The organism is Catellatospora sp. NPDC049133, assembly GCF_040648455.1.
GTDB classification, from domain to species: domain Bacteria; phylum Actinomycetota; class Actinomycetes; order Mycobacteriales; family Micromonosporaceae; genus Catellatospora; species Catellatospora aurea.
The window spans coordinates 1-23,736 of the sequence record NZ_JBEZDT010000033.1 but is presented as its reverse complement, the minus strand read 5'-3'; the positions used below and the strand labels follow the sequence as shown (position 1 = coordinate 23,736).

14 protein-coding genes and 1 pseudogene are annotated in these 23,736 nt (G+C 73.2%); 4 read left to right on the top strand and 11 right to left on the bottom strand.

Annotated features, from left to right (window positions below; all coding sequences use genetic code 11):
• Positions 1-5 precede the first annotated feature (5 nt).
• Positions 6-4,016: a type VII secretion protein EccCa gene (gene eccCa / locus AB0B35_RS31250; protein WP_361052183.1), complete on the bottom strand. Its 4,011-nt coding sequence runs from the start codon at positions 4,014-4,016 to the stop codon at positions 6-8.
• A 143-nt stretch (positions 4,017-4,159) separates the two neighbouring features.
• Here eccCa and eccD point away from each other — a divergent pair, with 143 nt between their 5' ends.
• Positions 4,160-5,611, top strand: coding sequence for a type VII secretion integral membrane protein EccD (gene eccD / locus AB0B35_RS31245; protein ID WP_361052180.1), 1,452 nt, complete (start codon positions 4,160-4,162; stop codon positions 5,609-5,611).
• A gap of 108 nt (positions 5,612-5,719) precedes the next feature.
• A complete protein-coding gene (mycP, locus tag AB0B35_RS31240) occupies positions 5,720-6,979 on the top strand; it encodes a type VII secretion-associated serine protease mycosin (RefSeq protein ID WP_361052177.1) in 1,260 nt (419 codons plus the stop codon).
• A gap of 3 nt (positions 6,980-6,982) precedes the next feature.
• Here mycP and AB0B35_RS31235 read toward each other — a convergent pair whose 3' ends face one another.
• The 5 genes from AB0B35_RS31235 to AB0B35_RS31215 form a co-directional block, all read right to left on the bottom strand.
• The gene (locus AB0B35_RS31235; protein WP_361052173.1) at positions 6,983-8,161 is read right to left on the bottom strand and encodes a MarP family serine protease; all 1,179 of its coding nucleotides are present in this window, start codon (positions 8,159-8,161) and stop codon (positions 6,983-6,985) included.
• Between the two features lie 4 nt (positions 8,162-8,165).
• Complete coding sequence (locus tag AB0B35_RS31230) at positions 8,166-8,852, bottom strand: CoA pyrophosphatase (protein ID WP_360523918.1); 687 nt, start codon at positions 8,850-8,852, stop codon at positions 8,166-8,168.
• A gap of 151 nt (positions 8,853-9,003) precedes the next feature.
• Positions 9,004-9,714 (bottom strand): TlpA disulfide reductase family protein, encoded by a 711-nt coding sequence (locus AB0B35_RS31225; RefSeq protein WP_361052170.1) that lies wholly within the window; start codon positions 9,712-9,714, stop codon positions 9,004-9,006.
• A gap of 125 nt (positions 9,715-9,839) precedes the next feature.
• The gene (gene nth / locus AB0B35_RS31220; RefSeq protein ID WP_361052167.1) at positions 9,840-10,580 is read right to left on the bottom strand and encodes an endonuclease III; all 741 of its coding nucleotides are present in this window, start codon (positions 10,578-10,580) and stop codon (positions 9,840-9,842) included.
• Between the two features lie 10 nt (positions 10,581-10,590).
• Positions 10,591-11,772: a CapA family protein gene (locus AB0B35_RS31215; protein WP_361052164.1), complete on the bottom strand. Its 1,182-nt coding sequence runs from the start codon at positions 11,770-11,772 to the stop codon at positions 10,591-10,593.
• 242 nt (positions 11,773-12,014) lie between these two features.
• Between AB0B35_RS31215 and AB0B35_RS31210 the strand changes: the two genes are divergently transcribed.
• Positions 12,015-12,692: a Crp/Fnr family transcriptional regulator gene (locus tag AB0B35_RS31210; RefSeq protein ID WP_120317442.1), complete on the top strand. Its 678-nt coding sequence runs from the start codon at positions 12,015-12,017 to the stop codon at positions 12,690-12,692.
• A 635-nt stretch (positions 12,693-13,327) separates the two neighbouring features.
• Entirely contained in the window at positions 13,328-14,461 is a 1,134-nt protein-coding gene (locus AB0B35_RS31205) for a chaplin family protein (RefSeq protein ID WP_361052161.1), read from the top strand.
• A 462-nt stretch (positions 14,462-14,923) separates the two neighbouring features.
• On the opposite strand, the gene AB0B35_RS31200 is transcribed toward AB0B35_RS31205, so the two are convergent.
• The 5 genes and pseudogenes from AB0B35_RS31200 to AB0B35_RS31180 form a co-directional block, all read right to left on the bottom strand.
• A complete protein-coding gene (locus AB0B35_RS31200; protein ID WP_361052158.1) occupies positions 14,924-16,945 on the bottom strand; it encodes a biotin carboxylase N-terminal domain-containing protein in 2,022 nt (673 codons plus the stop codon).
• The gene (locus AB0B35_RS31195) at positions 16,942-18,210 is read right to left on the bottom strand and encodes a carboxyl transferase domain-containing protein (protein ID WP_361052155.1); all 1,269 of its coding nucleotides are present in this window, start codon (positions 18,208-18,210) and stop codon (positions 16,942-16,944) included. Before AB0B35_RS31195 ends, AB0B35_RS31200 begins: the two co-directional genes overlap by 4 nt.
• Positions 18,211-18,431: 221 nt before the next feature.
• Positions 18,432-19,238, bottom strand: a pseudogene (locus AB0B35_RS31190) (serine/threonine-protein kinase); the annotation flags it as partial.
• A gap of 3 nt (positions 19,239-19,241) precedes the next feature.
• Positions 19,242-22,853 carry an adenylate/guanylate cyclase domain-containing protein gene (locus AB0B35_RS31185; RefSeq protein ID WP_361052152.1) on the bottom strand — a complete coding sequence of 1,204 codons (3,612 nt, stop codon included), beginning with the start codon at positions 22,851-22,853 and terminating at the stop codon, positions 19,242-19,244.
• Positions 22,854-22,860: 7 nt separating this feature from the next.
• Complete coding sequence (locus AB0B35_RS31180) at positions 22,861-23,565, bottom strand: MBL fold metallo-hydrolase (RefSeq protein WP_361052149.1); 705 nt, start codon at positions 23,563-23,565, stop codon at positions 22,861-22,863.
• Positions 23,566-23,736 lie beyond the last annotated feature (171 nt).

Below are 23,736 nucleotides of genomic sequence, written 5' to 3'. Positions count from 1 at the left end.
ACCCGCTAGAACGCGGGCAGCTCGGCAAGCTGGACCAGACGCGAGCCGCGGCGGGTGATGAGGCGGCCGCGGCCGGGCGGCATGCGGTCGTACTTCATCCGGCTGCCGAACGGCGCGCTGACGATGTTCTCGGCGGAGAGCATCAGGTAAGGCGCGTTGGCTGCGGCCAGGCGGGAGAGAGCTGCGTCGTAGCTGGACCGGTTGCCGCCCCAGTTCGCGTTGGCCGCCGCGATCAGGTGCAGGCCGACGTCGCGGGCCTGGAACAGGAAGTCGGCCAGCGGCTCGATCGGATGGCCGCCACCGGACACGACCACGTCGTAGTCGTCGATGATGAGGAAGAATTCGCCGCGCCCGGCCAGCCAGGGCCGCAGCGGCATGTCCTGCGGGCGGGTGCCGTCCGGCGGCCGACGCTCCTCCATCTTGACCCGGATCGCCTCGACGTAGTCGCGGATCTGGGACAGGTTGCTGATGTACGCGAGCTGGTGTTCGGTGGTCACCGCCCCGAGCAGGCTGCGCCGCGGGTCGATGATGATCATCTTGGCCTGGTCGGGGGTGTACCGCTGGGTGATCGTGCGGGCGATCTGGCGCAGCAGCGTCGACTTGCCGCTCTCGCTCTCGCCGAACGCGGTGAGGTGCACGTCGGCGTAGAAGTCGACGACGGCCGGGGTGAGGTCGTCGGCAATGCCGATGGGCAGCGACCAGTCGCCGCCGGTCTCCAGGCTCATCCGCTCGTACGCGTACACGCTGGGCAGCATGCGCACCCGCGGTGCGGGCATGCCGTCCCAGTGCTTGGCGATGTGCCGGATCAGGTCGTCGCGGTGGCCGAGGGCGTCCACGTCGGGGCGCAGCGCGAGGGTGAACAGGCCGTCGGGGGTGAGGCCGAAGCCGGGGCGCTGCGGCACCTGCGGCGCGATCTTGCGTACCCGGCAGATGGTGTCGCCGGGGTCGCCCAGCCGCAGCTCGATCTTGCTGCCGAACTGGTCCTGGATGTTGGCCCGGAAGTCGCGCCAGCGCAGCGACGTCGCCACGACGTGCACGCCGTAGGCCAGACCGCGGGTCGCGAAGTCGGTGATGACCGGGTCGAGGTCCTCGTAGTTCTCCTTGAGCGTGCTCCAGCCGTCGACGACCAGGAACACGTCGCCGTACGGGTCGTCGGTGAACCGCCCCGCCGCGCGCAGCCGCCGGTAGGCGGCCATGGACTCGATGCCCTGCTCGGCGAAGCGGGTCTCGCGCATGTTGAGCAGCTGCGCGACCTCGCTGACGGTGCGCCGGACCATCAGCGCGTCCTGCCGGCCCGCCACGCCGCCGACGTGCGGCAGGTCGCGCAGCGCGCCGAGCGAGCCGCCGCCGAAGTCGAGGCAGTAGATCTGCGCCTCCTGCGGCGTGTGCGTCAGCGCAAGACCGGTGATCAGCGTGCGCAGCAGCGTGGACTTGCCGCTCTGGCCCGCGCCGACGATCGCGACGTGCCCGGCCGCGCCGTCGGCCAGCCGCAGCCACTGCAGGTCGCGCAGCTGCTGGGCGGGCTTGTCGACGATGGCGACCGGCACCCGCAGCGCGCCGCGCAGATCCGGGTTGGCGACCGTCAGGCCGCGCCCCTCGACCAGGCCGAGCTGACCGAAGGCGAGGTCGAGCGGGTCGGACACGTCCAGCGGCGGCAGCCAGACCTGGTGCGCGGGCGGGCCCTGGCCGACCATGCGCTCGATCATGACGTCCATCAGGCTCTCGCCCGGCTTGACGTCCCAGTTGACCTCGGGCTCGGCGTCCTTCGGGCGCTGCGGCACGGGCACGAAGTGGTTGCTGAAGTCGTAGACGATGTCGCGGCCGTCGACCCGGCGCGCGGCCTTGCCCTCGCCCGCCTTCTTGAACGAGCCGGACACGTACGCGCCCTTGAACCGCTGCAGCGGCTCCGAGCCGAACTTCAGGTAACCGTGGCCGGGGGCCTTGGGCAGGTCGTACGCGTCGCCGACGCCGAGCACCGCCCGCGACTCCATCGCGGAGAAGGTGCGCAGACCGATCCGGTACGACAGGTGCGTGTCCAGGCCGCGCAGCCGGCCCTCCTCCAGGCGCTGGCTGGCCAGCAGCAGGTGGATGCCGATGGAGCGGCCGACCCGGCCGATCTGCACGAAGATGTCGATGAAGTCGGGGTTGGCGGTCAGCAGCTCGGAGAACTCGTCGCAGACGATGAACAGCGACGCCAGCGGGGCGATCGCCGCGCCGCCGGCGCGGGCCTTCTCGTAGTCCTTGAGATTGGCGAAGTTGCCCGCGGCTCGCAGCAGCTCCTGGCGGCGCAGCACCTCGCCGGTGATCGCGTCGCCCATGCGGTTGACCAGGTGGCTCTCGCCCTCCAGGTTGGTGATGACCGCGGAGGTGTGCGGCAGCCGGTCCAGCGAGGCGAACGTCGCGCCGCCCTTGAAGTCGACCAGCACGAAGTTGAGCTGCTCCGACGAGTGCGTGGCGGCCAGGCCGAGCACCAGGGTGCGCAGCAGCTCCGACTTGCCGGAGCCGGTCGCGCCGACGAGCAGGCCGTGCGGGCCCATGCCGTCCTGCGCGGACTCCTTGATGTCCAGCTCGACCGGGGAGCCGTCCGGGCCGACGCCCAGCGGCACCCGCAGCATGTTGCGGCTCGCGCGGGGCGACCAGCCGTACGCCACGTCGAAGCGCTCCGGATCGGGGATGCCGAGCAGGTCGGCCAGGCCCTTCTCGCTCGTCATCGCGTTGCTGCTGGTGATCGTCGTGGCGGACAGGCGCAGCGGGGCCAGCCGGCGGGCCAGCGCCTCGGCCTCCACGACGCTGAGCCGGTCGGCGATGCCCACCTCGGCGACCGAGGCCGCGGTCACGGTGTGCAGCGCCCGCTCCCGGCCGCGCACCTCCAGGGTCAGCATGCCGCGCTCCAGCAGGCGCGGCGGCGGGGTGTCGAGGTCGAGGATGGTCATGCCGGACAGGCCCTCGGGCACGGCGAGCTGCCCCGCCCCGGCCATGTCCGCGCCGTCGAGCACGACGACCACGTGCGGCGCGCCCTCGCCCGCGCCGAACCGCGGTCGGCCCGCCAGCACCTCGGCCAGCATGCCCTCCATCTCCTGGGCGGAGGTGGCGAACAGCCGGGCCGGGCCGAGCGCGTCCACCCGGCTCGGGTGCTGGTGGTGCGGCAGCCACTTGGCCCAGTCCCACGCCTCACGGCGGTAGGAGGAGCCGCAGATCGCGATGATCAGGTCGTCGGGCGCGTGGAACACGGCCAGCTGTGCGAGCATCGCGCGGGTCAGCCCGTGCACGTCGCCGCCGTCGCGGTGATCGCCGGCGAAACCGCTGGTGGCCGTGTTGCTGGTGTACATGCCGTCGTTGCGCGGGGCGGTGCCGTCGCCGCGCAGGAACACCCGCCCGAAGCCGCGCATGGACAGCGCCACCGGCAGGTCGGGGACCACGGAGTACGCGTCCAGGAAGCGCCGCAGCGCCCCGGCCGTCATCGGCTCCAGCTCCTCCAGCGGGCGGGTCTCCGGCGGCAGCAGGGGTGTGGCCAGCGACTGCGGGCCGAGACCCACGCGCACGATGCCGAAGTCGGGGTCGTGCGAGCGGCGTTCCCAGAGCCGGAAACTGTCCACGGTGGACCAGAGCCGCTGCGGGTCGGGATGGCGGTAGAAAAGGCCGGTGCGCTGCTGCTGCACGGCCTGGCGGGCGCGACGGCGCAGCCCGGCCAGGTGACGCAGGTATTCCCGGCGGGCCGCCATCATCTCGGCCTTCTTCGGCTGGCCCGCGCCGTTCATCAGACTCGCGGCGATCATGCCGAGGCTGGACACGCCCATCATGCCACCGGCCAGATAGGACATCTTGTCGCCGTTGCCGCGGCCGACCATCATCGCCATGCCCAGGCCGCTGCCCAGCATCGGCAGGATCATCATGGCCTGCTGCCAGCGCCCGCCCGCGGCCTGCGGAATCTCCGGCGGCGCGTCGATGACGAGTTCCCCGACCGGAATCTCGGGCGCGGGACGCCTAGGTGCGCGCTTGACGATGACCGTACCCATTGCGACGCCCTCCCCAAGACGGCCGGCGGAGTCATGGCGTGCCCGCACGACGCCCGCCATGCTAGGCCATGGCACGTTCGCGCGCCCGTGCGCGGGAACGGCGCGGGATGACGCATCACCGCCGAACGTGGTAGACGTACCGGGTGAGCTACCCCGCCGCCACGACCGCATCCCCGACCGGCCTTGCCCGGATCACGCTGCACACGCCGCAGCGCCGCGTCGATGTGGCGCTGCCTGAGCAGGTGACCGTCGTGGATCTGCTGCCGGATCTGCTGCGCCACGCCGGAGTCGGCCTCGCCGACGACGGCGAGCAGCACGGCGGCTGGGTGCTCCGCCGCACCGACGGCAGCCCGCTGACCGAGACCATGTCGCTGCAGCAGCAGTCGGTCCGCGACGGTGAGATCCTGCACCTGGTGCCGTCACAGGAACAGTGGCCGGAGCTGGAGTACGACGATGTCGTCGAGGCGATCGCCGAGGGCGCGCGCCGCCGCGGCACGGTGTGGAGCCCCGCGGCGACCCGCATGGCGACCCTGGTCGGCGCGGGCGTGCTGCTGGTGGCGGGCGTGCTGGCACTGGTGCACGGCGGTCCGCAGTGGACGCCGGGCGGTTACCTCGCGCTGACCGTGGCGGTGCTGCTGCTGGTCGGTGGCGTGCTGGCGTCCCGGGCCTACGGGGACGGCGTCACCGGCAGCGCCCTGGCCGGCTTCGCGCTGCCGTACGCCTTCGCCGGTGGCGCGCTGGTGCTCGGCGGAGCGGACGGCGCGGGAGCCCCCGGGCTGCCCTCCTGGCTCGGCGAGGCGCAGCTGCTGGTCGGCTGCGTGGCGGTGCTGCTGTTCGCGATGCTCGGCGCGGCGGGCGTGGGCCACGGGCTGCGCGTGTTCACCGCGGGCGGCACGGCCGGCCTGCTCGGCGCGCTGACCGCCCTGCTGGCCGGACTCGGCGCGGCCGGGGCGGCCGCCGTCCTGGTCAGCGCCCTGGTCTGCGGTATCGGCCTGGTGCCGGTGCTGGCCATCCGGTTCGGCAAGGTGCCGGTGCCCTCGGTGACCCCGCCGCGCCCGGCCGACGGCGAGAACGCCTTCGCGACGGTCCCCGCGGCCCGCGGCGCGGCCACGGACCTGCCCGACCGCTCCCGTGTCTTCGCCGCCGTGGCCCGCTCGGAGGAGCTGCTCACCGGCATGCTGATCGGGTACGCCGTGCTGATGGCGGCGGCCGGCCTGATCCTGGTCACCTCCGGCGGCACCGCGGGCCGGGTGCTCGTCGCGGTGTGCGCGACCGCGCTGCTGCTGCGCTCGCGCCTGTTCGTGACGGTGCGCCAGCGGGTGCCGCTGGTCGCCGCGGGCCTGTTCGGCCACCTGCTCCTGCTGGGCGCGGCCGTGTGGCTGTCCGACGGCAGCGGCCGCGCGTTCTTCGCGGTCGGCGCCGTGGCGCTGGCCATGATCATCGTGCTGGCCGGGCAGACCTGGTCCCGCAAGGCCCCCTCGCCGTACGTCGGCCGGGCCGCGGACCTGTTCGATCTGCTGGTCGTCGTGTCGGTGGTGCCGGTGGCGGCCTGGGTGCTCGGCCTGTACGGGATGATCCAGGGCTGGGCGGCCTGACCGCACGCGGCACCAGCAAGACGGGCGGCAATTCTTTCTCCGCGCGGGAACCCGTGTGAGAATGGCGGAACTGTGCCCAGATTCCGGACGCCCCGACTGGTCAGCGCCGTGCCGCGGAGAGATGCGACGGCGCTGCTACGTGTCGTGGGGGCACTGGCCCTGGCGGCCCTGGGCAGCATCGCCGCCACCACGCCGCAGGACCCGCCCGCGCCAGATGTCGCGGAGGTGCGGGCCGCCGCAGCCGAGCAGCGGGCGTCCCGCGCCGGCACCGCGGACGACCAGTGGCAGCTGAGCACGCTTCGCGCCACGCGGGCCTGGCAGCTGTCCGACGGCGCGAACACCACCGTCGCGGTGGTCGACTCCGGCGTCGGTGAGCATCCCGACCTGACCGGACAGGTGCTCACCGGACTGGACCTGGTGGACAGCTCCGGCGACGGCCGGGACGACCCGGTCGGCCACGGCACCACCGTCGCCGCGCTGATCGCGGGCCGCGTCGACGACGGCCGCGGGGTCGTGGGCCTCGCGCCGAAGGCGAAGATCCTGCCGGTGCGCGTGCTCGACGAGGGCAACAAGTACGACGACGCCCGGGTCGTCGCCGAGGGTGTGCGGTGGGCCGTCGACCACGGCGCGGACGTGATCAACCTGTCCCTGGGCGGCGGCTCCGCCAGCGACGCGCTCGCCGAGGCCATCGACTACGCGTTCGACAAGGACGTCGTCGTGGTCGCCTGCGTCGGCAACGTGAGCACCGGCGGACCCACCGAGATCTGGTATCCGGCCCGGGAGCCGGGCGTGCTCGCCGTCACCGCGATCGCCCCCGGCGACCAGCACCGGCTCTGGCAGGGCTCGCTCACCGGCGCGGAGGCCGTACTGTCCGCACCCGGCACCGACCTGGTCGGCGCACGGCCCGGGGGCTACTGGAAGGTGCAGGGCACCAGTTTCGCCGCGCCGCTGGTCTCCGCGACCGCGGCGCTGGTGCGCTCGCGCTGGCCGGACATGCCCGCCGCCGAGGTGGTGCAGCGCCTGATCAAGACCGCGCAGGACCTCGGGCCGGCCGGGCGCGACGACAGCTTCGGCTTCGGCCTGGTCGACCCGGTCGCCGCGCTCACCGCCGAGGTGGCTCCGGTCCGGACGAACTCGCTGGACAACGCGCCGCCGCCGGGCAAGGCGGGCTTCGGCACCGCCCCGGCCCAGGCCGACGAAACTCCCTCACCGGTCACGTCGCCGTCCGCCACCGCGGAGGCACTGCCCCGCCGCGAACGCGGTGGGCTGAACCTCGCGCTGGTCGGGGTCGTCGCCCTCGCGGGCGGCGCGATCACCGCACTGCGCCGCGCCGATCTACGGTCGAGCCGGCTGCCCGACGACCGCTGAGGCTCAGGCGCACTTGCCGGTGCCGACCTCACCCGTACGGTTGCGGCCCATCAGCGCGATCGTCGACGCCTCCTCGGCGGTGACCGCGTAGCCGACGTTCGGGTCGTCGGCGGCCGCCGCGAAGATCACGCCGAGCACGGTGCCGTCCTTCGCGACCAGCGGGCCGCCCGAGTTGCCGCTGCGCACCAGACCCCGGATGGTGTACACCTCGCGGGTGACGGTGCCGTCCTCGTAGATGTCCGGGCCGGTGATGTCGCCGACGTCCCGCACCCGGGCGGACTGCGCGTTGTACGGCCCGTCCAGCGGGAAGCCCAGCACGATCGCGTCCGCGCCGGACTTGGCGGGCGAGTTCGCGAAGCGCATCACCGGCGCCTTCAACGACGGCACGTGGATCACGGCGAGGTCGCGCTCCGGGTCGTACACGACGACCTTGCCGGACAGCCGGGCCCCGTTCAGCTCGATCCGGATCGACTTCGTGCCCGCCACCACGTGCGCGTTGGTCATCACGTGCTCGTCGGCGAACACGAAACCCGAGCCCTCGATGCGGCGGCTGCAACTCGGCGCGCTGCCGAGCACCTTCACCACCGACTTCTTCGCGTTCAGCACGACCTGCGACCCGGCCAGCTTCGGATCCGGTTCGGGCACCTCCTTGACCTGGGTCGGCACCAGGTCGCCGAACACCTCGGGGAAGCCGTTCGTGTCGACCGTTTCCCGTAGCGCCTCGGTCAGCGTCTTCGCCTCGCCCGGCATCACCGAGTCGATCGCCGCCAGCAGGCTGCTGTTGCGCACCGCCTTGGCCAGCCAGGGCTGCGCGGCGTCGCTCAGCGGCACCGCGACCAGCCAGGCCACGAGCGACACGGCGAGCACCGAGACCACCGCGCCGCCCAGGTCGTCGACGGTCTGCCCGGCCCGGTTGGTGATGGCCCGCCGGAGCTTGCCGCCACCCCAGCCGGCCAGCGACTGGCCCAGCACGGCCAGGCCGAACACCGCGATGAGCGACACCACGAGCTTCAGCACCGGGTCGGTGAGCAGCCCGGCCAGCAGCGGGCCGAGCTGGAGGCCGATCAGGGCGCCCCCGAAGAACCCGATGAACGAGAGCACGCCCACCACGAAGCCCTGCCGGTAGCCGCTCACACCGAAGAGCAGCAGCAGCAGGATCAGGACACCGTCGACGACCGACATCGGTTCAGCCTACGGAAGGGACATCGGCGGTGCCACTAAGCGTGGCGGGCGGGGTGGGCAGGGCCTCGATGCGATCGGTGGGCCAGGGTCGCGCCCAGCCGCCGAGTTCGAGCAGGGTGGACAGCACCCCTGCGGTGAACCCCCAGACGAGCATGCCGCGCGCCTGGAACGCCGGGCCGATCCACCCGCTGGAGTGGCGCACCCGCAGCCTGTGGGCCGGATCGGCGAGTTCGGCCAGCGGCAGCCGCGCCACGTGCGCCACCTCGCGCGGATCGTGCGCGCCGACCGGGTGCGGCGCGTGCCACCAGGCGAGTACGGGAGTGACCAGGAAATCCGTCACCGGGATCCACAGCGTGGGCAGCTGCGCCAGCACGGTGACGCTGGCCGGGTCCAGCCCGACCTCCTCGTTCGCCTCGCGCAGCGCGGTCGCGGTCAGGTCGGCGTCCTCGGGCTCCACGGCGCCGCCGGGGAAGGCCGGCTGACCCGCGTGATTGCGCAGCGTCGCACTGCGCTGCATGATCAGCACATCCGGGCCCTGCTCGCCCTCGGCCAGCAGGATGAGCACGGCGGCGGGCCGACCGCCCTCGTCGGGCGTCGGGATGCGGGTGAAGTCCACGGCACGCGCGGCACGCACCCGGGTCAGCAGCGGCTCGAACCACGCCGGCACCTGCCCGGTGACCACCTCGGTCATGCGTTCTCCTCGCTACGCTCGTCGGCGGCATGTCCGAGCCTGCCGATTCGCTCGCGAAGCTCGCTCATGCCTTTTCCTCGCTGCTTTGCGGTGCCCTCAATCCCGCTGAACCGCTCACCAGACCCGCCCATTCCGTCTCCACTCGGCACGTTCACGTGCGGCCGAAGTGCTGCTCGATCAGTTGGGCCAGGGTCTGCTCGGTCAGCGCCACGTCGCGGTAGACGATCGCCCGGCCGTCGGCGGTCACGAACAGGGTGAGCGGCAGGGCCAGCTCGCCGGCGGCGGCCTTGAGCGCTCCGGAGCGGTCGTACACGCTCGGCAGGCTCACCTTCAGCTCGTCGGCGAGCCAGGCCGCAGCGTCGCGGGAATCCTCGGTGACGACGCCGAGCACCGGCACCCGGCCGCCGTCGGCCAGCCGCTGGAACGCGGGCAGCTCCTGGCGGCACGGTGTGCACCAGGATGCCCACATGTTGATCACGAGAGGTCCGCGCAGCGCGGACAGGCGCACGGGCGGGCCGCCGGCCATGCACTCCAGGGCCAGGTCGGGCAGCGTGATCGTCCGGACGTCCCGGCGGGCCGGGCCGGTGCCGGGCACGCCGCTCGGCTTCGCGGCGGCGCTGGTCGGCAAGGTGGCGATCGGACCCTCGGGGCCGGTCGTCGGCACGTCCCTGCCCTGGATGGCCGAGGACGACGGGGCTGCCGCGGGCGGCGAGGCAGCGGACGGCGACGGACCCGTGCGCGGCGGCGACGTCGGCTGGGCGCTCGCGCCTCCGGTGAACGGGGTGCAGGCCGCGAACGGCCGCGGAACGGCCTCGTCCGGCCCGGCCTCACCAGGCCCGGTACACCCCGCCAGCAGCAGCATCGCCGCGATGGCCGTCAGCGCGCTCTTTCGGGGAAAGTGCGGTTCACGGAAGGCCGACAGGCGCAGTTTCCCGGAAAGTGCGGTGGGTCGGTGACCGGGGCGGCGCCCGGGTCGGGGATGCCGGGTCATGCGCCGACTCCGGCGAGGGCGGCGATCTCCGCGGTACGCGGACCCTTGAGCAGCTTGACCGCCTCGGCGGGATCGACCGGGCCGATGCCGTACGACGGGCACATCCGGGCCAGCGGGCACGCGCCGCAGGCGGGTTTGCGGGCGTGGCACACCCGGCGGCCGTGGAAGATCACCCGGTGCGACAGCATCGTCCAGTCGCGCTTCTCGACCAGGGCGCCGACCGCGTGCTCGATCTTGACGGGATCCGTCTCCTCGGTCCACGCCCAGCGGTTCACCAGCCGCTGGAAGTGGGTGTCCACGGTGATGCCCGGAACACCGAACGCGTTGCCGAGGACCACGTTGGCCGTCTTGCGGCCGATGCCGGGCAGCGTCACCAGGTCGGCCAGCTTACGTGGCACCTCGCCGCCGAAGCGGTCGACGAGTTGCTGACCGAGGCCCATCAAGGAGGCCGTCTTGTTCCGGAAGAAGCCGGTCGGGCGGAGCATCTCCTCCAGCTCGGTCCGGTCCGCCCCGGCGTAGTCGGCCGCGCTGCGGTACTTCGCGAACAGGGCCGGGGTGGTCAGGTTGACCCGTACGTCGGTGGTCTGCGCCGACAGGATGGTGGCGACGGCCAGCTCCAGCGGATTGGTGAAGTCCAGCTCGCAGTGCGCGTCCGGATGGATGACGGCGAGTTCGCGCGCCATCCGCCGGACCCGGCGCTTGCGCGCCAGGTCGGTCTCGCCCGTCACCGTAACCACGGCAGAGAGCCTACGTCGCGGGTGCGGCGATCGCCCCGTCCGCGCTCAGCACCGCGCCGCTCTTGGCGAAGTCTTCCTTGGTCATCTGAGTGATCAGGCCGAGCGCGCGGTCCTTGGTGTCGGGCACCGGGATGCCGTGCGCGCCGCTGAAGATCGTGGAGTGGAACTGTCCGGAGACGAAGCTGCCGTCCGGGTTCAGGGTCACCTTCAGCACGCCGCCCCAGCCCAGTCGGCCCTCACTGCGCAGCTGGCCGCCGCCGGCGAAGTTGCCCAGGCTGTACGCGATCAGCCGGCCCTTGTAGAACTCCATGCCGCGCACCACGTGCGGCCCGTGCCCGATGATCAGGTCGGCGCCCGCGTCGATCACGGCGCGGGAGAACGCGTGCGGATTGCCCCGGTTCTCGCCCAGGAAGTTCTCGGTGCCCGGCCGGACGTGGCTCCTGTCCGCGCCCTCGGCGCCCATGTGCACCTGCACCACGACCAGATCGGCCTGCTCGGCCGCCTTCGCCACGACCTTCTTGGCGGAGGTCAGGTTGAGCAGGCTGTTGTTCCCCGCGTACGACGAGAAGCCCAGCACCGCGACCTTCACGCCCTTGACGTCGACGACCGTGATCTGGTTCGTGGCACCGGTGTGCTTGAGCCCGGCCGCGTCCAGCGCCCGCTGGGTGTTGGTGAAGCCCGCCGAGCCGAAGTCACGGCTGTGGTTGTTGGCCGTGTTGAGCAGGTCGAATCCCGCGTCCACGAGGTGCTTGGCGTAGGACGGCGGCACCCGGAACTGGTGGCAGTTGACCGGCTCGCCCGGCTTGGGCGCCGGGCACTTTCCGGTGCCGGTCTCGTCCGTGATCGGCTGCTCCAGGTTGCCCATCACCAGGTCCGCCGGCAGCAACGGCTTGATCTTGTCGAAGTAGCCCTTGCCGCCGTTCGGCGGAAGATCCTGCGGCGCGTCGCCCATGATGATGTCGCCGGTCGCGGACATACTGATGGCGTTGGCCGCCGGGTCGGCGGTGGGCTCGACCGGTGCCTCCGTCGGCGTGACGGCGGTGCCCTCGGGCGCGTGCCACTGCGCCGAGACCGCGTCGGCCGGCGAGGTGAGGGCGGAGAAGCCCAGACCGGCGACTGTGACAAGGAGCACGATCGCGCCCGCGGCGGAGACCCCCGGGCGTGCGCGAAGCGATCCGAACACCCGGTCCATGGTGGAACGGGACGGCGTTTGCGCGGACGATGCGGGGGTATCGGGGCGGCTCAGGGGGTGTATGGACATCGCCGGGCACTCTACCCGCCCGGTGCCACGACCGGCACCGGCCGAGGTCGCAGGATTACGGGGGTTGGCGTCCGGTTGCCACCTGCGTGCGCCTAGACTGACCTCGCGCGGCGTACGTGTAGCGACGAGTTAATCCACGGTATGCCCACGATCCGCGTCGATGGAGGTAGGCGATGGACGAGGTGCTGGCTCGGAGCGGGATCTTCCAGGGTGTCGACCCGGAGGCCGCCGAGGCACTTGCTCGTGAGATGGAAACGATCGAGATCCGCAAGGGCGAGATCGTGTTCAACGAGGGTGAGCCTGGAGACAGCCTCTATATCGTACTCTCCGGCAAGATCAAGTTGGGCCGACGCGCCGCCGACGGCCGGCAGAACCTCGTCTCCGTGATGGGGCCGTCGGACATGCTCGGCGAGCTGTCCCTGTTCGACCCCGGTCCGCGCACCGCCACCGCCACCGCGGTGACCGACGTGCGCCTGGCGCGGCTGCGCAAGCAGGCCCTGCGCCCGTGGCTGAACAACCGGCCCGAGATCGCCGAGCAGCTGCTGCGGGTGCTCGCCCGCCGCCTGCGTCGGACCAACGACGCGCTGGCCGACCTGATCTTCACGGACGTGCCCGGCCGCGTCGCCAAGAACCTGCTGCAGATGGCGGGCCGCTTCGGCACCCGCGACGGCGGCGTGCTCCGGGTGACCCACGACCTCACCCAGGAAGAGCTGGCGCAGCTCGTCGGCGCCTCGCGCGAGACGGTGAACAAGGCCCTGGCCGACTTCGCCTCCCGCGGCTGGCTCCGGCTGGACGGCAAGAGCGTCATCATCCTCGACCCGGAGCGCCTGGCCCGCCGCGCCCGCGTCTGACCTTCCGCACCACCGACGCGCCCACCTCCCGCGCCCACCCGGCGCGCGACGGTGGGCGCGCTCGTTTCCGCCCCACGTCGCGCCCAGGCCCGGCATGATCATCCGACTTGCCTGGCACATGGGCGTTTGCGCGCTCAAGATACGCACACTTGCCGGGCAAGTCGGATGACCTTGCGGTGGCCGGCCGGGCCCGGCGGGCGGAACGACCGGACGGAGGTCGACGTGGCTGTGCCCCGCGCTGACCCCGCACGCGGACACGGCGATAGGGCGGTTACCTCGGTCGGCGAGGTCATACGTTCGGTCAGGGTGGGCGGGCCGAGCGACGGATGAGGGTCCGCGTCGTTAGGTGTTGCGACAGGTCGCCCGAGAAACCCTGTGATTCGGACTAAATTCGGACATACCTGGACATATTGGCTGGTCAAAGTGTCGGGAAATTGTCGCCGACATGTCAGCCCCAGTGGGACTTCGTTGGTCCGAGTGGTCGCGAACCTCGCAAATTGAGCGCGGCTAGACGTGTCCACAGTGACCGATCGTGCGGTGACCTTTCGCCTGTGCTTGGGCGTATCGGACACCTCTTGCACCGCCTCGATCGGTCGGTCGGATGTCTCCGACGATCGAAAGAGGTCCCTACCACTATGAACACGTGGGTTCGACGCTCACTCAAGGCCGGCGCGCTGACTGCCGGCGCGGTCATGGCCACCGGCGGCTCCGCCGCCGCGTACGCCGACACCACCGTTTTCAGTGCGGGCAACACCGGCATCCTGAACGGCACGCAGGTCTTCGCGCCGATCCAGGCCCCGATCAACCTCTGCGGTATCGCCGCGAGCGTGGGCGGCGACGCGGTCGCCGGTTGCGTGGGTGGCAGCGCCGCCGAGCTCGACGGCGTGTACGACGCCCGCCTGATCAGCACCAACAACACCGGCATCCTGAACGGCACCCAGGTCTTCGCGCCGATCCAGGCCCCGATCAACGTGTGCGGCGTGGCCGCGGGCGTGCTCGGCAACGCCGTGGCGAAGTGCAAGGGCGGCGCGAGCGCCGACGCCGACGGCGACCACCACAAGAAGAAGCACCAGTGCGACAGCCGCTGCGACGACCACGGCGGTTACGGCGACCGCGAGTCGACCGAGTCGGGTGACCTGCTGGGCGGCCTGCCGCTGGTGGGCGGCCTGGCCAACGGCGGTCTGCCGCTCGTCGGCAACCTGGGCGGCAGCGGCCTGCCGCTGGTCGGCAACCTCACCGACGGCGGTCTCCCGCTCGTCGGCAGCCTCGGCAACGGCGGCCTGCCGCTGGTCGGCAACCTGACCAAGGGCGGCCTGCCCGTGGTCGGCGGTCTGCTGGGCGGCCAGGGCGTGGCCCGCAACGCCGACGCGATCGACATCGACGCCCTGGACGGGGTCGGCACCATGGGCCGCTTCGACACCGAGAGCGACGCCGCCGAGCACAACACCAGCACCGGCGGCAACGGTGGCGGCAACGGCACGACCTGCAACAGCGGCTGCGGTGGCAACGGCGGTGGCCACAACCACCACCCGAAGCCGCGGCCGAAGCCCCGCCCGCAGCCCTGCCCGGACCACGGTCACGACCACCACCAGGGCAAGCACCGGCACGGCGACGACGTCAAGATGATCAGCGCCGGCAACCACGGCATCCTGAACGGCACCCAGGTGTACGCGCCGATCCAGATCCCGATCAACGTCAGCGGCGTGGCCGTCGGCGTGCTCGGTGACGCGGCCGCCTGGAGCGTCGGCGGCGCGTCCGCCAACCGGTAACCGTCCGGCCTGCCGGCGGGTACGGCCCACGACGACTTGAGAAGTCACCCGCGGACCGGAACCGGCGAAACACTGCACCCGCCTCACCCCGCCGGCAGGCCGGCAACCAGCGCGACTCCCTTCCGCTGACCGAAGACCCGCGCTGGCCAGCACCACCGAAAAGGACGTCTCCCGAACCGGGCCCCATCCAGCCCACCGGGAGACGTCCTTCTCCGCGTTCCCGCAGCCCCGCCCACAGGAACCGCCGCCATCCCACCGCTTCACCCTGCGGTTTCCGGGAAACTGCGGCAATCGAGCCGTGGATAGGCGCAGTTTCCCGGAAACCGCCCGAACTCGACAGCCGCCCGACGGCGGGCGTTCGGGTGGGTGGGTGGGTGGGTGTTGGTGCTGGTCAGCGCGTTGGGGCGTTAAGAAGGGCACCTTCTACAACGCGGAGCGTTGTGAAGGTGCCCTTCCTTTCACTCAGGCGGGGGTGAGGACGGCGAGGAGGGCGCCGGTGTCGACGAGGACGCCGGGGCGGACGGTGACCGCGGCGACGACCCCGTCGGCGGGGGCGTGCACCGGGTGCTCCAGTTTCATCGCCTCCAGGGTGAGCAGGAGGTCGCCTGCGCCCACGCGCTGGCCGGGGGCGACCAGGACGCGGCCGACCGCGCCGGGCAGCGGGGCGGTCAGCGAGCCCTCCTCCAGCTCCTGGACGGGCTCGGGAAAGCGGGGCAAGCGGCGCAGGGCCAGCGAGCCCTCGGCGCTGTCGACGTACGCGGTCTCGCCGACCTCATGCACGTGCAGGGCCAGCCGGATGCCGGCGACGTCGAGCACGACCTCGTCCGGGTCGGCCGAGACGACCGCCACGGGCGGGTGGTCGTCGACGGGGCCGACCTGGCCCAGCCCGGCGAGGTCGAGTTCCTCGGGGTCGACGGCGCGGACCCACCACTGGGCCAGCGCGCCGGTGCCGTCGAGGCGGTAGCCGACCTCGACCGGGCCGGCGGGTCCGTCGTACACCACGGTCTGCGCGCCGGTGGGCACGTTGCGCCAGCCGGACGGGATGCCGCGCTGCACCGGGGCCTGCGCCCGCCGCCGGGCGGCGGCCGCGAGCGCCGCGGCCAGGCAGCTGAGCCGGACGGCCTCCACCGAGGACAGCAGTGGCGCGAACACCTCGGGCTGGCGGTCGAGCAGGCCGGTGTCGATCTGGCCGGTCAGGAACGCCGGGTGCCGCAGCACCCGCACCAGCAGGTCGCGGTTGGTGACCAGGCCGTGGATGCGGGTACGGGCCAGCGTGCCGGCCAGCATCCGGGCGGCCTCGTACCGGGTCGGCGCCCAGGCGACGAGCTTGGCCAGCAGCGAGTCGTAGTGCACGCCGACGACGGTGCCGGGCTCGACCCCGGAGTCGACCCGGATGCCGGGCTGGAGCATGGGCCGGAAGTTGGCCGAGACCTCGGGGACCTCCAGCCGGTGCACCTGCCCGGTGGCGGGCAGCCAGTTGCTGGCCGGGTCCTCGGCGCACAGCCGGACCTCGATCGAGTGCCCGCGCATCGGCGGCGCGGACTGGAACGGCAGCTGCCCGCCCTCGGCCAGGTACATCTGCAGCCGGACCAGGTCGAAGCCGGTGACGCACTCGGTGACCGGGTGCTCGACCTGCAGCCGGGTGTTCATCTCCAGGAAGTAGAACTCCCCGTCGGGGCTGAGCAGGAACTCGACGGTGCCGATGCCGACGTAGCCGATGGCCTCGGCGACCAGGACGGCGGCGGCGCACAGGTTCTCGCGCAGTTCCGGGGAGACGGCCGGGGACGGCGCCTCCTCGATGATCTTCTGGTGCCGGCGCTGGATGGAGCACTCGCGCTCGCCCAGGGTCACGATGTTGCCGTGCTGGTCGGCGACGATCTGCACCTCGATGTGCCGGGCCTGCTCGACGTAGCGCTCGCAGAACACGGCCGAGTCGCCGAACGCACCGAAGGCCTCGCGGCGGGCGGAGGAGACGGCCTCGGCCAGCGAGTCCGCGTCGCGCACGATGCGCATGCCGCGCCCGCCGCCGCCGATGGCCGCCTTGACCAGCACCGGGTACTCGTCCACCTCGGACGGGTCGGTCCAGCTCGGCAGCACCGGCACCTCGGCCTCGGCCAGCAGCGCCTTCGCGTCGACCTTGGAGGCCATCACCGAGATGATCTTCGAGGGCGGGCCGACCCAGGTCAGCCCGGCGTCGACGACCATCGCGGCGAAGTCGGCGTTCTCGGCGAGGAAGCCGTAGCCGGGGTGGATCGCGTCCGCCCCGGTCTTGCGGGCCGCCGCGAGGATCAGGTCGCCGCGCAGGTAGGTCGCGCTCGGCGCGGAACCGGGCAGCTGCACGGCGTAGTCGGCCTCGGCGACGTACGGGGAGTCGGTGTCGGCGATGGAGTAGACCGCGACGGTCTCCACCCCGACGGCGCGGCAGGTCGCGAAGATGCGACGGGCGATCTCGCCCCGATTGGCCACCAGCAGTCTGCGGATCATGACGCCACCTCACGCTCTGGCGCGTTGCCCGGCCGGGCCGGGGCGGCGCTCACCGATAGGCAGATGCCCAGCACGGTCCGGGTGTCGCGCGGGTCGATCACACCGTCGTACGGCTCGGTGGACTCCTCGCCCACCGGCCAGCGGAACCGGAAGCCGGGCCCGGCCAGCGCCCACGACCCGGGAGTCGTGCCCAGCACCAGGGTGATCCGGTCGGCCTGGGCCAGCGCCCGCAGCAGCAGCGCGGAGCTGTCGGGCGTGTGCCCGGCCGGGTTGGCCAGCACGAGCACGGGCACACCCGCCTTGCCGGCCAGTCGAGCCAGTTCCACACCCTTGTCGGCGCTGTCCGGGTCGATCACGGGGCCGGTCGCCGCGAGCACCGCCACCGGGTGGCCGTGCACCGCACCGAACCCGGCCAGCAGCGCGCCGCCCCGCTGAGGGCGGAACTCGTCCAGGTCGGACCCGTCGAGCACGCGGGCCAGCACCTCGCGCGGCTCGGTCACCGCGGCCGGGTCGGCGCTGGCCACGGCGAGTAGCTCCTCCACGTCGTACCGCGGCGGCTCGACCGCTCCGGCCAGCGGCCCTCGCTGGAAGGTGACCAGGCGGCGCACCGTCTGGCGCAGCACCCGCAACGCGTCGCGCTCGTCCTCGGCGACCATGTCCATCCGGGCCGCGTCCCCGCGCCCGCGCACCGTGATGGCGTGGTCGGCCAGGTCGGGCAATGGGGCGAGCCAGGCGTCGAGCGGGCCGAAGACGGCGCAGAGCACCGGGGCGGCCATCCGCCCGAGCCGCGCGAAGCAGGGATCGGGCACCGCGGCCCGGCCCTGCTCCTCCGGCGTCGACTCCAGCAGCAGTACGAGCGGCAGCAGGTGCCGGTCGGCCAGTTCCACGGCACGGGCGAACTTGGCCCGCCCCGCCTGGGCCGGTCCGCCGACGTACACGGTCGGGTCGTTGGCGATCAGCATGCACTCGATGCCGTCGACCACCCCCAGCGCGGTGACCAGCCCGGCGCCCATCGGTTCGCCCGCCTCGCGGCCGGCGGTCGCGGCCAGTTCCAGCAGTGCCGTGTCGGAGTCCACCAGCAACTCGATGCGCTCGCGTGGCAGCAGCTTGCCGCGGGCGTGGTGCCTGGTCACCTCCTTCTCGCCGCCGCCGTCGCGGGCCTGCCCATGCGCCTGTTCCAGCGCACGCAGGGCCGCCTGGGCGATGCTTCGGTTTTCCAGGAAGGAGGGCGCGCGGGGGTCCAGCGCGGTGTCGAGAGTCGCCATGGTGAACCTGCTCCTCGGTGCTCCACCGCTTGTTGACACCAGAGCAACGAGTGGTTCAAGGAGGGCGACACGCACCCCACGGCGCGTCGTGCCTTACCTCACCGCTTCGGTCACTGGAACAGTTTGTCGATGAGGTTGCCGAAGAAGCCCTGGCGCTGCGCCGGGATCTCGGGTCCGGCGACGTTCGAGACGTCCACCGTCGACTGGTCCTCCTGCGCGGGGCCGTCGAGATCGACCGAGGCCAGCAGCTCTTCCAGCGCCCGCGCGGTGGGCCGGGTGGCGGGGTCGTTGTCCATGCCCTGGCGCAGGATCGCGCAGAGTGCGGCGGGCACCTCGGGCAGGTCCGGCACCGGCTGGGCGAACATCTCGATCAGCGTGAGCAGGCCGGGCGGGTGGTCGCGTTCCCAGCGCGGCGGGGCGCCGCGCAGCAGGGCGTACAGGGTGGCGCAGAGCGCGTACACGTCGCCGGGCGGGGCGGGCTCGGCCCGGCGGAACGCCTCGGGCGGCGCGTACGCCGGGGTCATCACGTCGAGCGTGATGTCGGGGTCGCGGATCTCGGCGAGGATGGCCAGCCCGAAGTCGGCCAGCGCGGGCTCGCCGAAGTGGCTGATCAGGATGTTCGCGGGCTTCACGTCGCGGTGCACCACGCCGCGCTCGTGCGCGTCGGCGAGCGCATCGGCGATCTTCACGCCGAGGTCGCGCACCTCGTGCGGGCGCAGCGGCATGCGGTCCTGGTACGAGCCCGCGTACAGCTCCATGATCAGGTAAGGGTGGTTGTCCGCGGTCACCCCGGCGTCGAACAGGTCCGCCACGTGCGGGTGACCGGACATCTTGCCCGCGGCCCGCGCCTCGCGCAGGAAACGCGAGCGGTCCCGGTCGCTGTCGATGGTGCGGTTCTCCACCTTGACGGCGACCTCGCGCCCGACCGATCCCTGCACAGCCCGGAAGATCGTCGCGTACCCACCGACGGCGAGCAGCGACAGATCCGTGAGTCCGGGGATCTCCGGGAAGGCGGACGTGTTGGTCACGGGCTAGACGGTAGCGCCTCGCCCCGACGTCACGGCACCCCATGTCGCCAATGCAACGGCACGCTCGCTCGTCTGCTGCGTGCCGTCCGCCAGCGCCCGCGCCCGCTCGGCCGTGACCAGCGCCGATTCGTCCTGCCCCGCGGCGGACAGCGCACGGGCGTGGGAGACCGCCGAGCGCACCAGGCTGCGCACGTCCACGGCGGGCAGCTCCTCGGCCAGTTCCGCGGCCGCCAGCGCCTCCTCGACCCGCCCGGCGGCCAGCAGCGCGTCCGCGTACAGGGCGACGCCCTGGCGGCGGGAGTAGAGCATGGACGGCGCGTGCGGCGCGGTCGCGATCGGGGCGAGCAGCCGGATCGCCATCGCGGTGTCGCCCGCGGCCAGCCGGGACGCGCCCAGCAGCGCCCGCGGGCCGACCCGGGCCGGGTCGAGCACGCCGTACGGCGACACCATGGTCAGCACCGAACGGGCGTCCAACTCGGCGGCCTCGAAGTCGCCCCGGTCCAGCGCCACGAAGCCGCGGACCGTGCCGGCCATGCCGACCAGCAGCGGGTGCCCGACCTTCTCACCCTCCTCCAGCGCCTCCCCGAGCAGGTCCTCGGCGTGGCCGTACTCCCCCAGCCCGCGCGCCACGACGCCCCGGGCGACCAGCGCGAAGCCGCGCCCCCAGACGTCCTTGGCGGCGGCGAAGTCGCGGTAGGCCCGGCGCGCCTCCCGGTCGGCCTCGCCCAGCTCGCCCAGCTCGGCGGCGGCGAACGCGGCGACCGCGCGCAGCGTGCCGACCGCCCACGCCTCGCCGACCCGCTCCCCGAACGGCAGGAACACGTGCGCCAGGCGCAGCGCCTCGGTCAGCCGGCCCGACAGCAGCCGGGTGAACGCGGAGGTGCCACGCAGCCAGGCCCGCCCCACCGGGTCCTTGGCCTCGGCGAACAGCCGGGCGGCGCGGGCCAGGGCCGCGTCCGCGCCGGCGAAGTCGCCGCGGGTGGTGGTCACCCAGGCCAGGTTCTGCAGCGACCAGGCCTGCGACTTGCGGTCGCCCGCGGTCACCGCGATCTGGTACGCCCCGGCGAACCGGCTGGACGCGTCGCCCAGCCGCCCGCCCAGGAAGTCGGCCATGCCCAGCCGACGCATCGCCTCGGCCCGCTCGCCGGGCAGCTCGGCGTCGGTGGCCGTGGTCAGCGCCTCCGACCAGAGCCGGTACGCGTGGCGCGGGTCGCCCTGCGCCACCTGCGCCCGGCCCGCCAGCAGCAGTGCGCCGGCCCGGGTGCGCGGATCGTTGGCGGAGTCGGCGACCAGCTTCTCGGCGTCGTGCAAAGCCTCGGCGATGCGGCCGTACTGCAGCAGCGAGCGGGCGTGCACCAGCCGGTCGGGCAGCGGCAGCGCCCCGGGGGCCAGCCGCGCGGCGCGCTCGCCGTAGCCGACGGCCTCGGCGGGCTCGCCGGACTGCCCCGCACGGCGTGCGGCCCGCCCCAGCGCGGCCACGCCGAGCGGCGCGACCTGGCGGGCGGCCACGTCCGGGCGCAGCCGCACCGCGTCGGCCAGGCGGGTGGCGCGTTCGGCGTGCTCGGCCACGAAGGCGTCGCGCATCGCCTCGTCGACCCCGGTCAGGCCCGGCACGGTACGGCCCGAGGACACCTGCACCGGGGGTTCGCCGGGCGCCGCCCACCGGGCCAGGAAAGCATGCCGGTCGGCGAGGTCGGCCTTGCCGACGCCGCCGTACGCGGCCTCGCGCAGCAGCGGGGTGGCGAAGGCGAAGCCGCCCCGCACCCGGCGCAGCATGCGGCGCTGCAGCAGCTCGTCGACGGCCCGTTCCAGCTCGACGGCGACCACGGCGGCGGGCCGGCCGTCGCGGCCGGAGCGGCGTTCGCGCAGTGCTTCGAGCGCGCCGGTCGGCACCGTGTCGCCGACCACGGCCGCGTCGCGCAGCACCGCACGGGCCTCGACGGGCAGCGCGTCGATGCGCGCGGCGAGCACCGCGGCCAGGTCCCGGGACAGCAGCTGGTTGCCCAGCGAGCCCGGCGTGAGCCGCCACTGCGCGCCGGCCTTGGTCAGCGCGCCGCGCTCCATCAGCAGCGTGGTCAGCTCGGCCAGGTAGAACGGGTTGCCCTGGGCGGTGGTGAGCAGCCGGTCCTCGTCGGCCTGCGGCAGCCTGCCGCCTTTGAGGTATGCGGTGAGCAGCCGCGCCGCGTCCGCGCCCCGCAGCGGCGGCAGCGTGTTGGCCTCGGCGTCGGCGACGCGGGTGAGCTGCCCAGCCCGGCGTACCAGCTCGGGACGGCCCAGCAGCAGCACCAGCACCGGCCCGGTCAGCTCCTCCAGCGCGAAGCCGAGCGCGTCCAGGGTCTCCGGGGTGCCGTCGTGCAGGTCGTCCACGATCACGACCAGCGGCGACTCGGTGGCCAACGCGTCCAGCAGGCGCGCCACGGCGACCGCGAGTGTGGCGGTCTCCCGGCCGGGCTGCTCGGGGTCGTCGCCGGACAGGCCGTGCCACTGCGCCAGCTCGTTCGGGTCGGCGTAGCCGAGCAGCGACAGCAGCGCGTCGACGTCCACGCTGACTGGCTTGCCGGGCTCGCTGCGCTGGGTCAGCCGGGTGGTCAGGCGGCGCAGGCGCTCCTCGGCGACCTGCCGGGTGACCGCGGTGGCGCTGTCGGCGGGCAGGCCGATGGCGAGTTTCACCAGGTCGGACAGTGGGGCGAGGCGGCGGCGCTCGCCGTACGCGGCGCACCGCACCGACAGCACCCGCGCCTGCGTACGCGCCGCGAAGCGGCCCGCGCTGACCTCGTACCCGTTGGCGAAACGCTCCACCTCGGACGCGAACCGCGTCTTGCCGATGCCCGCCTCGGCCGTGAACACCAGTACCCGGGGCTCGTCCCGGTCGACGACCTCGGCCAGGCGGCCGGCGACCCGGCCCAGCTCCGGCTCGCGGCCCACGAACGGACCCTCCTCGCCCAGCCCGGCCCGGCTGCCCCGGGCGTCGTGCAGGCCCAGCAGCTCGTACGTCTCGACAGGTTCGCGCTTGCCCTTGAGCCGCAGCGGCCGCAGGTTGCGCCAGCCCGCCACGGATCCGGTCGCCGCGACCGTGCGCGCCCCCGCGTAGACCGCGCCGACCGCGGCCGCGTCGGCCAGCCGGGCGGCGGTGTTCACGGTGTCGCCGATGACCGTGTACTCCAGCCCCGCCTGCACCCCCGCGACCACCGGCCCGGTGTTCAGCCCGAGCCGCAGCCCGGTCGGCGCGCCGCCGCCGCGCTCGTCGTCGAGCACCCGGCGCACCGCGCGCTGCATCGACAGCGCGGCCCGCACCGCCCGCTCGGCGTCGTCCTCGTGCGCCACCGGCGCCCCGAACACGGCCATGATGCCGTCGCCGGTCAGCTTGTCCACGTGCCCGCCGAACGTCTTCACCGCGCCCGCCAGCGCCGACAGCACCCGGTCGGTGACCGCGCCGACCCGCTCCGGGTCCAGCTCCTCCGACCAGGAGGTGAAGTCGGAGAGGTCGCCGAAGAGCACCGTGACGACACGGCGCTCGGTGGCGGGCAGCGTCGCCGCCGCGGGCAGGGCCGCCCCGCAGTGGTGGCAGAAGCGGGCCGCCGGCACCGGGACGGTCCCGCAGACAGGACAGGTCATGACAGCTTCACAGCTCGCTCAACGTTTCGAGGTACGCCAGTTGTGCCCGCACGGTCCACTCGGCCGCGAACCTGAGGCTCGGGTCGACGTCGGCATACACGATGTTCACCACGTCCTCGGGGGTGCTCGCGCCCTGCTTGAGCGCGGCCCGCACCTGGTCCAGGCGCTCCAGCCGGTGGGCGCGCAGCCAGGCCGCGGCGACGGCGGTGTTCGGCAGCGCGGGCCCGTGCCCCGGCAGGCCGGGCACCGGGTGACCCGCGAGCAGGTCCAGGCTCGCCAGGTAGGCCCCGACATCGCCGTCGGGCCAGGCCACCACGCTGCTGCCGCGGCCGAGGATGGTGTCCCCGGTGAAGACGACGCGCTGCCCGCCCCGTTCCGCGACGAAGCAGACCGAGTCCGTGGTGTGCCCGGGGGTGCCCAGCTCGGTGATCCAGTCCGGGACCTCGCCGACGGTCGCGCCGGTGAGCGCGATCAGCGTGGCGACACCGTCGACGTGGTCGGGATGGCTGTGGGTGAAGAGGATGCGCCGGATCGGCGGGCCCGCCGCGACGATCGCCTCCAGGTGGGCGAGGTCGTCGGGGCCGGGGTCGATGACGGTGCCGTCGTCGAGGAGCCAGGTGTTGGTGCCGTCGAGGGTCATCGGGCCGGGGTTGGGTGCCCGCAGCCAGGTCACCCAGTCCGGGAGGAGTTCCGAGGTCAGCCGCGCCGTCATGCCGAGAACTCTACTGAGCCCGGGGCGCGTCGCCTCGGGTCGCGCGGCACGACTTTCCCCGGCCGGGGCCTTTAATCGACGTTGGGCGAACACAAACAATTAACCCCCCCTGGTGTGTATTGGATATGGCCACATCCAATACCACCCCGGCGGCGGCGGCAAACCCCCCCC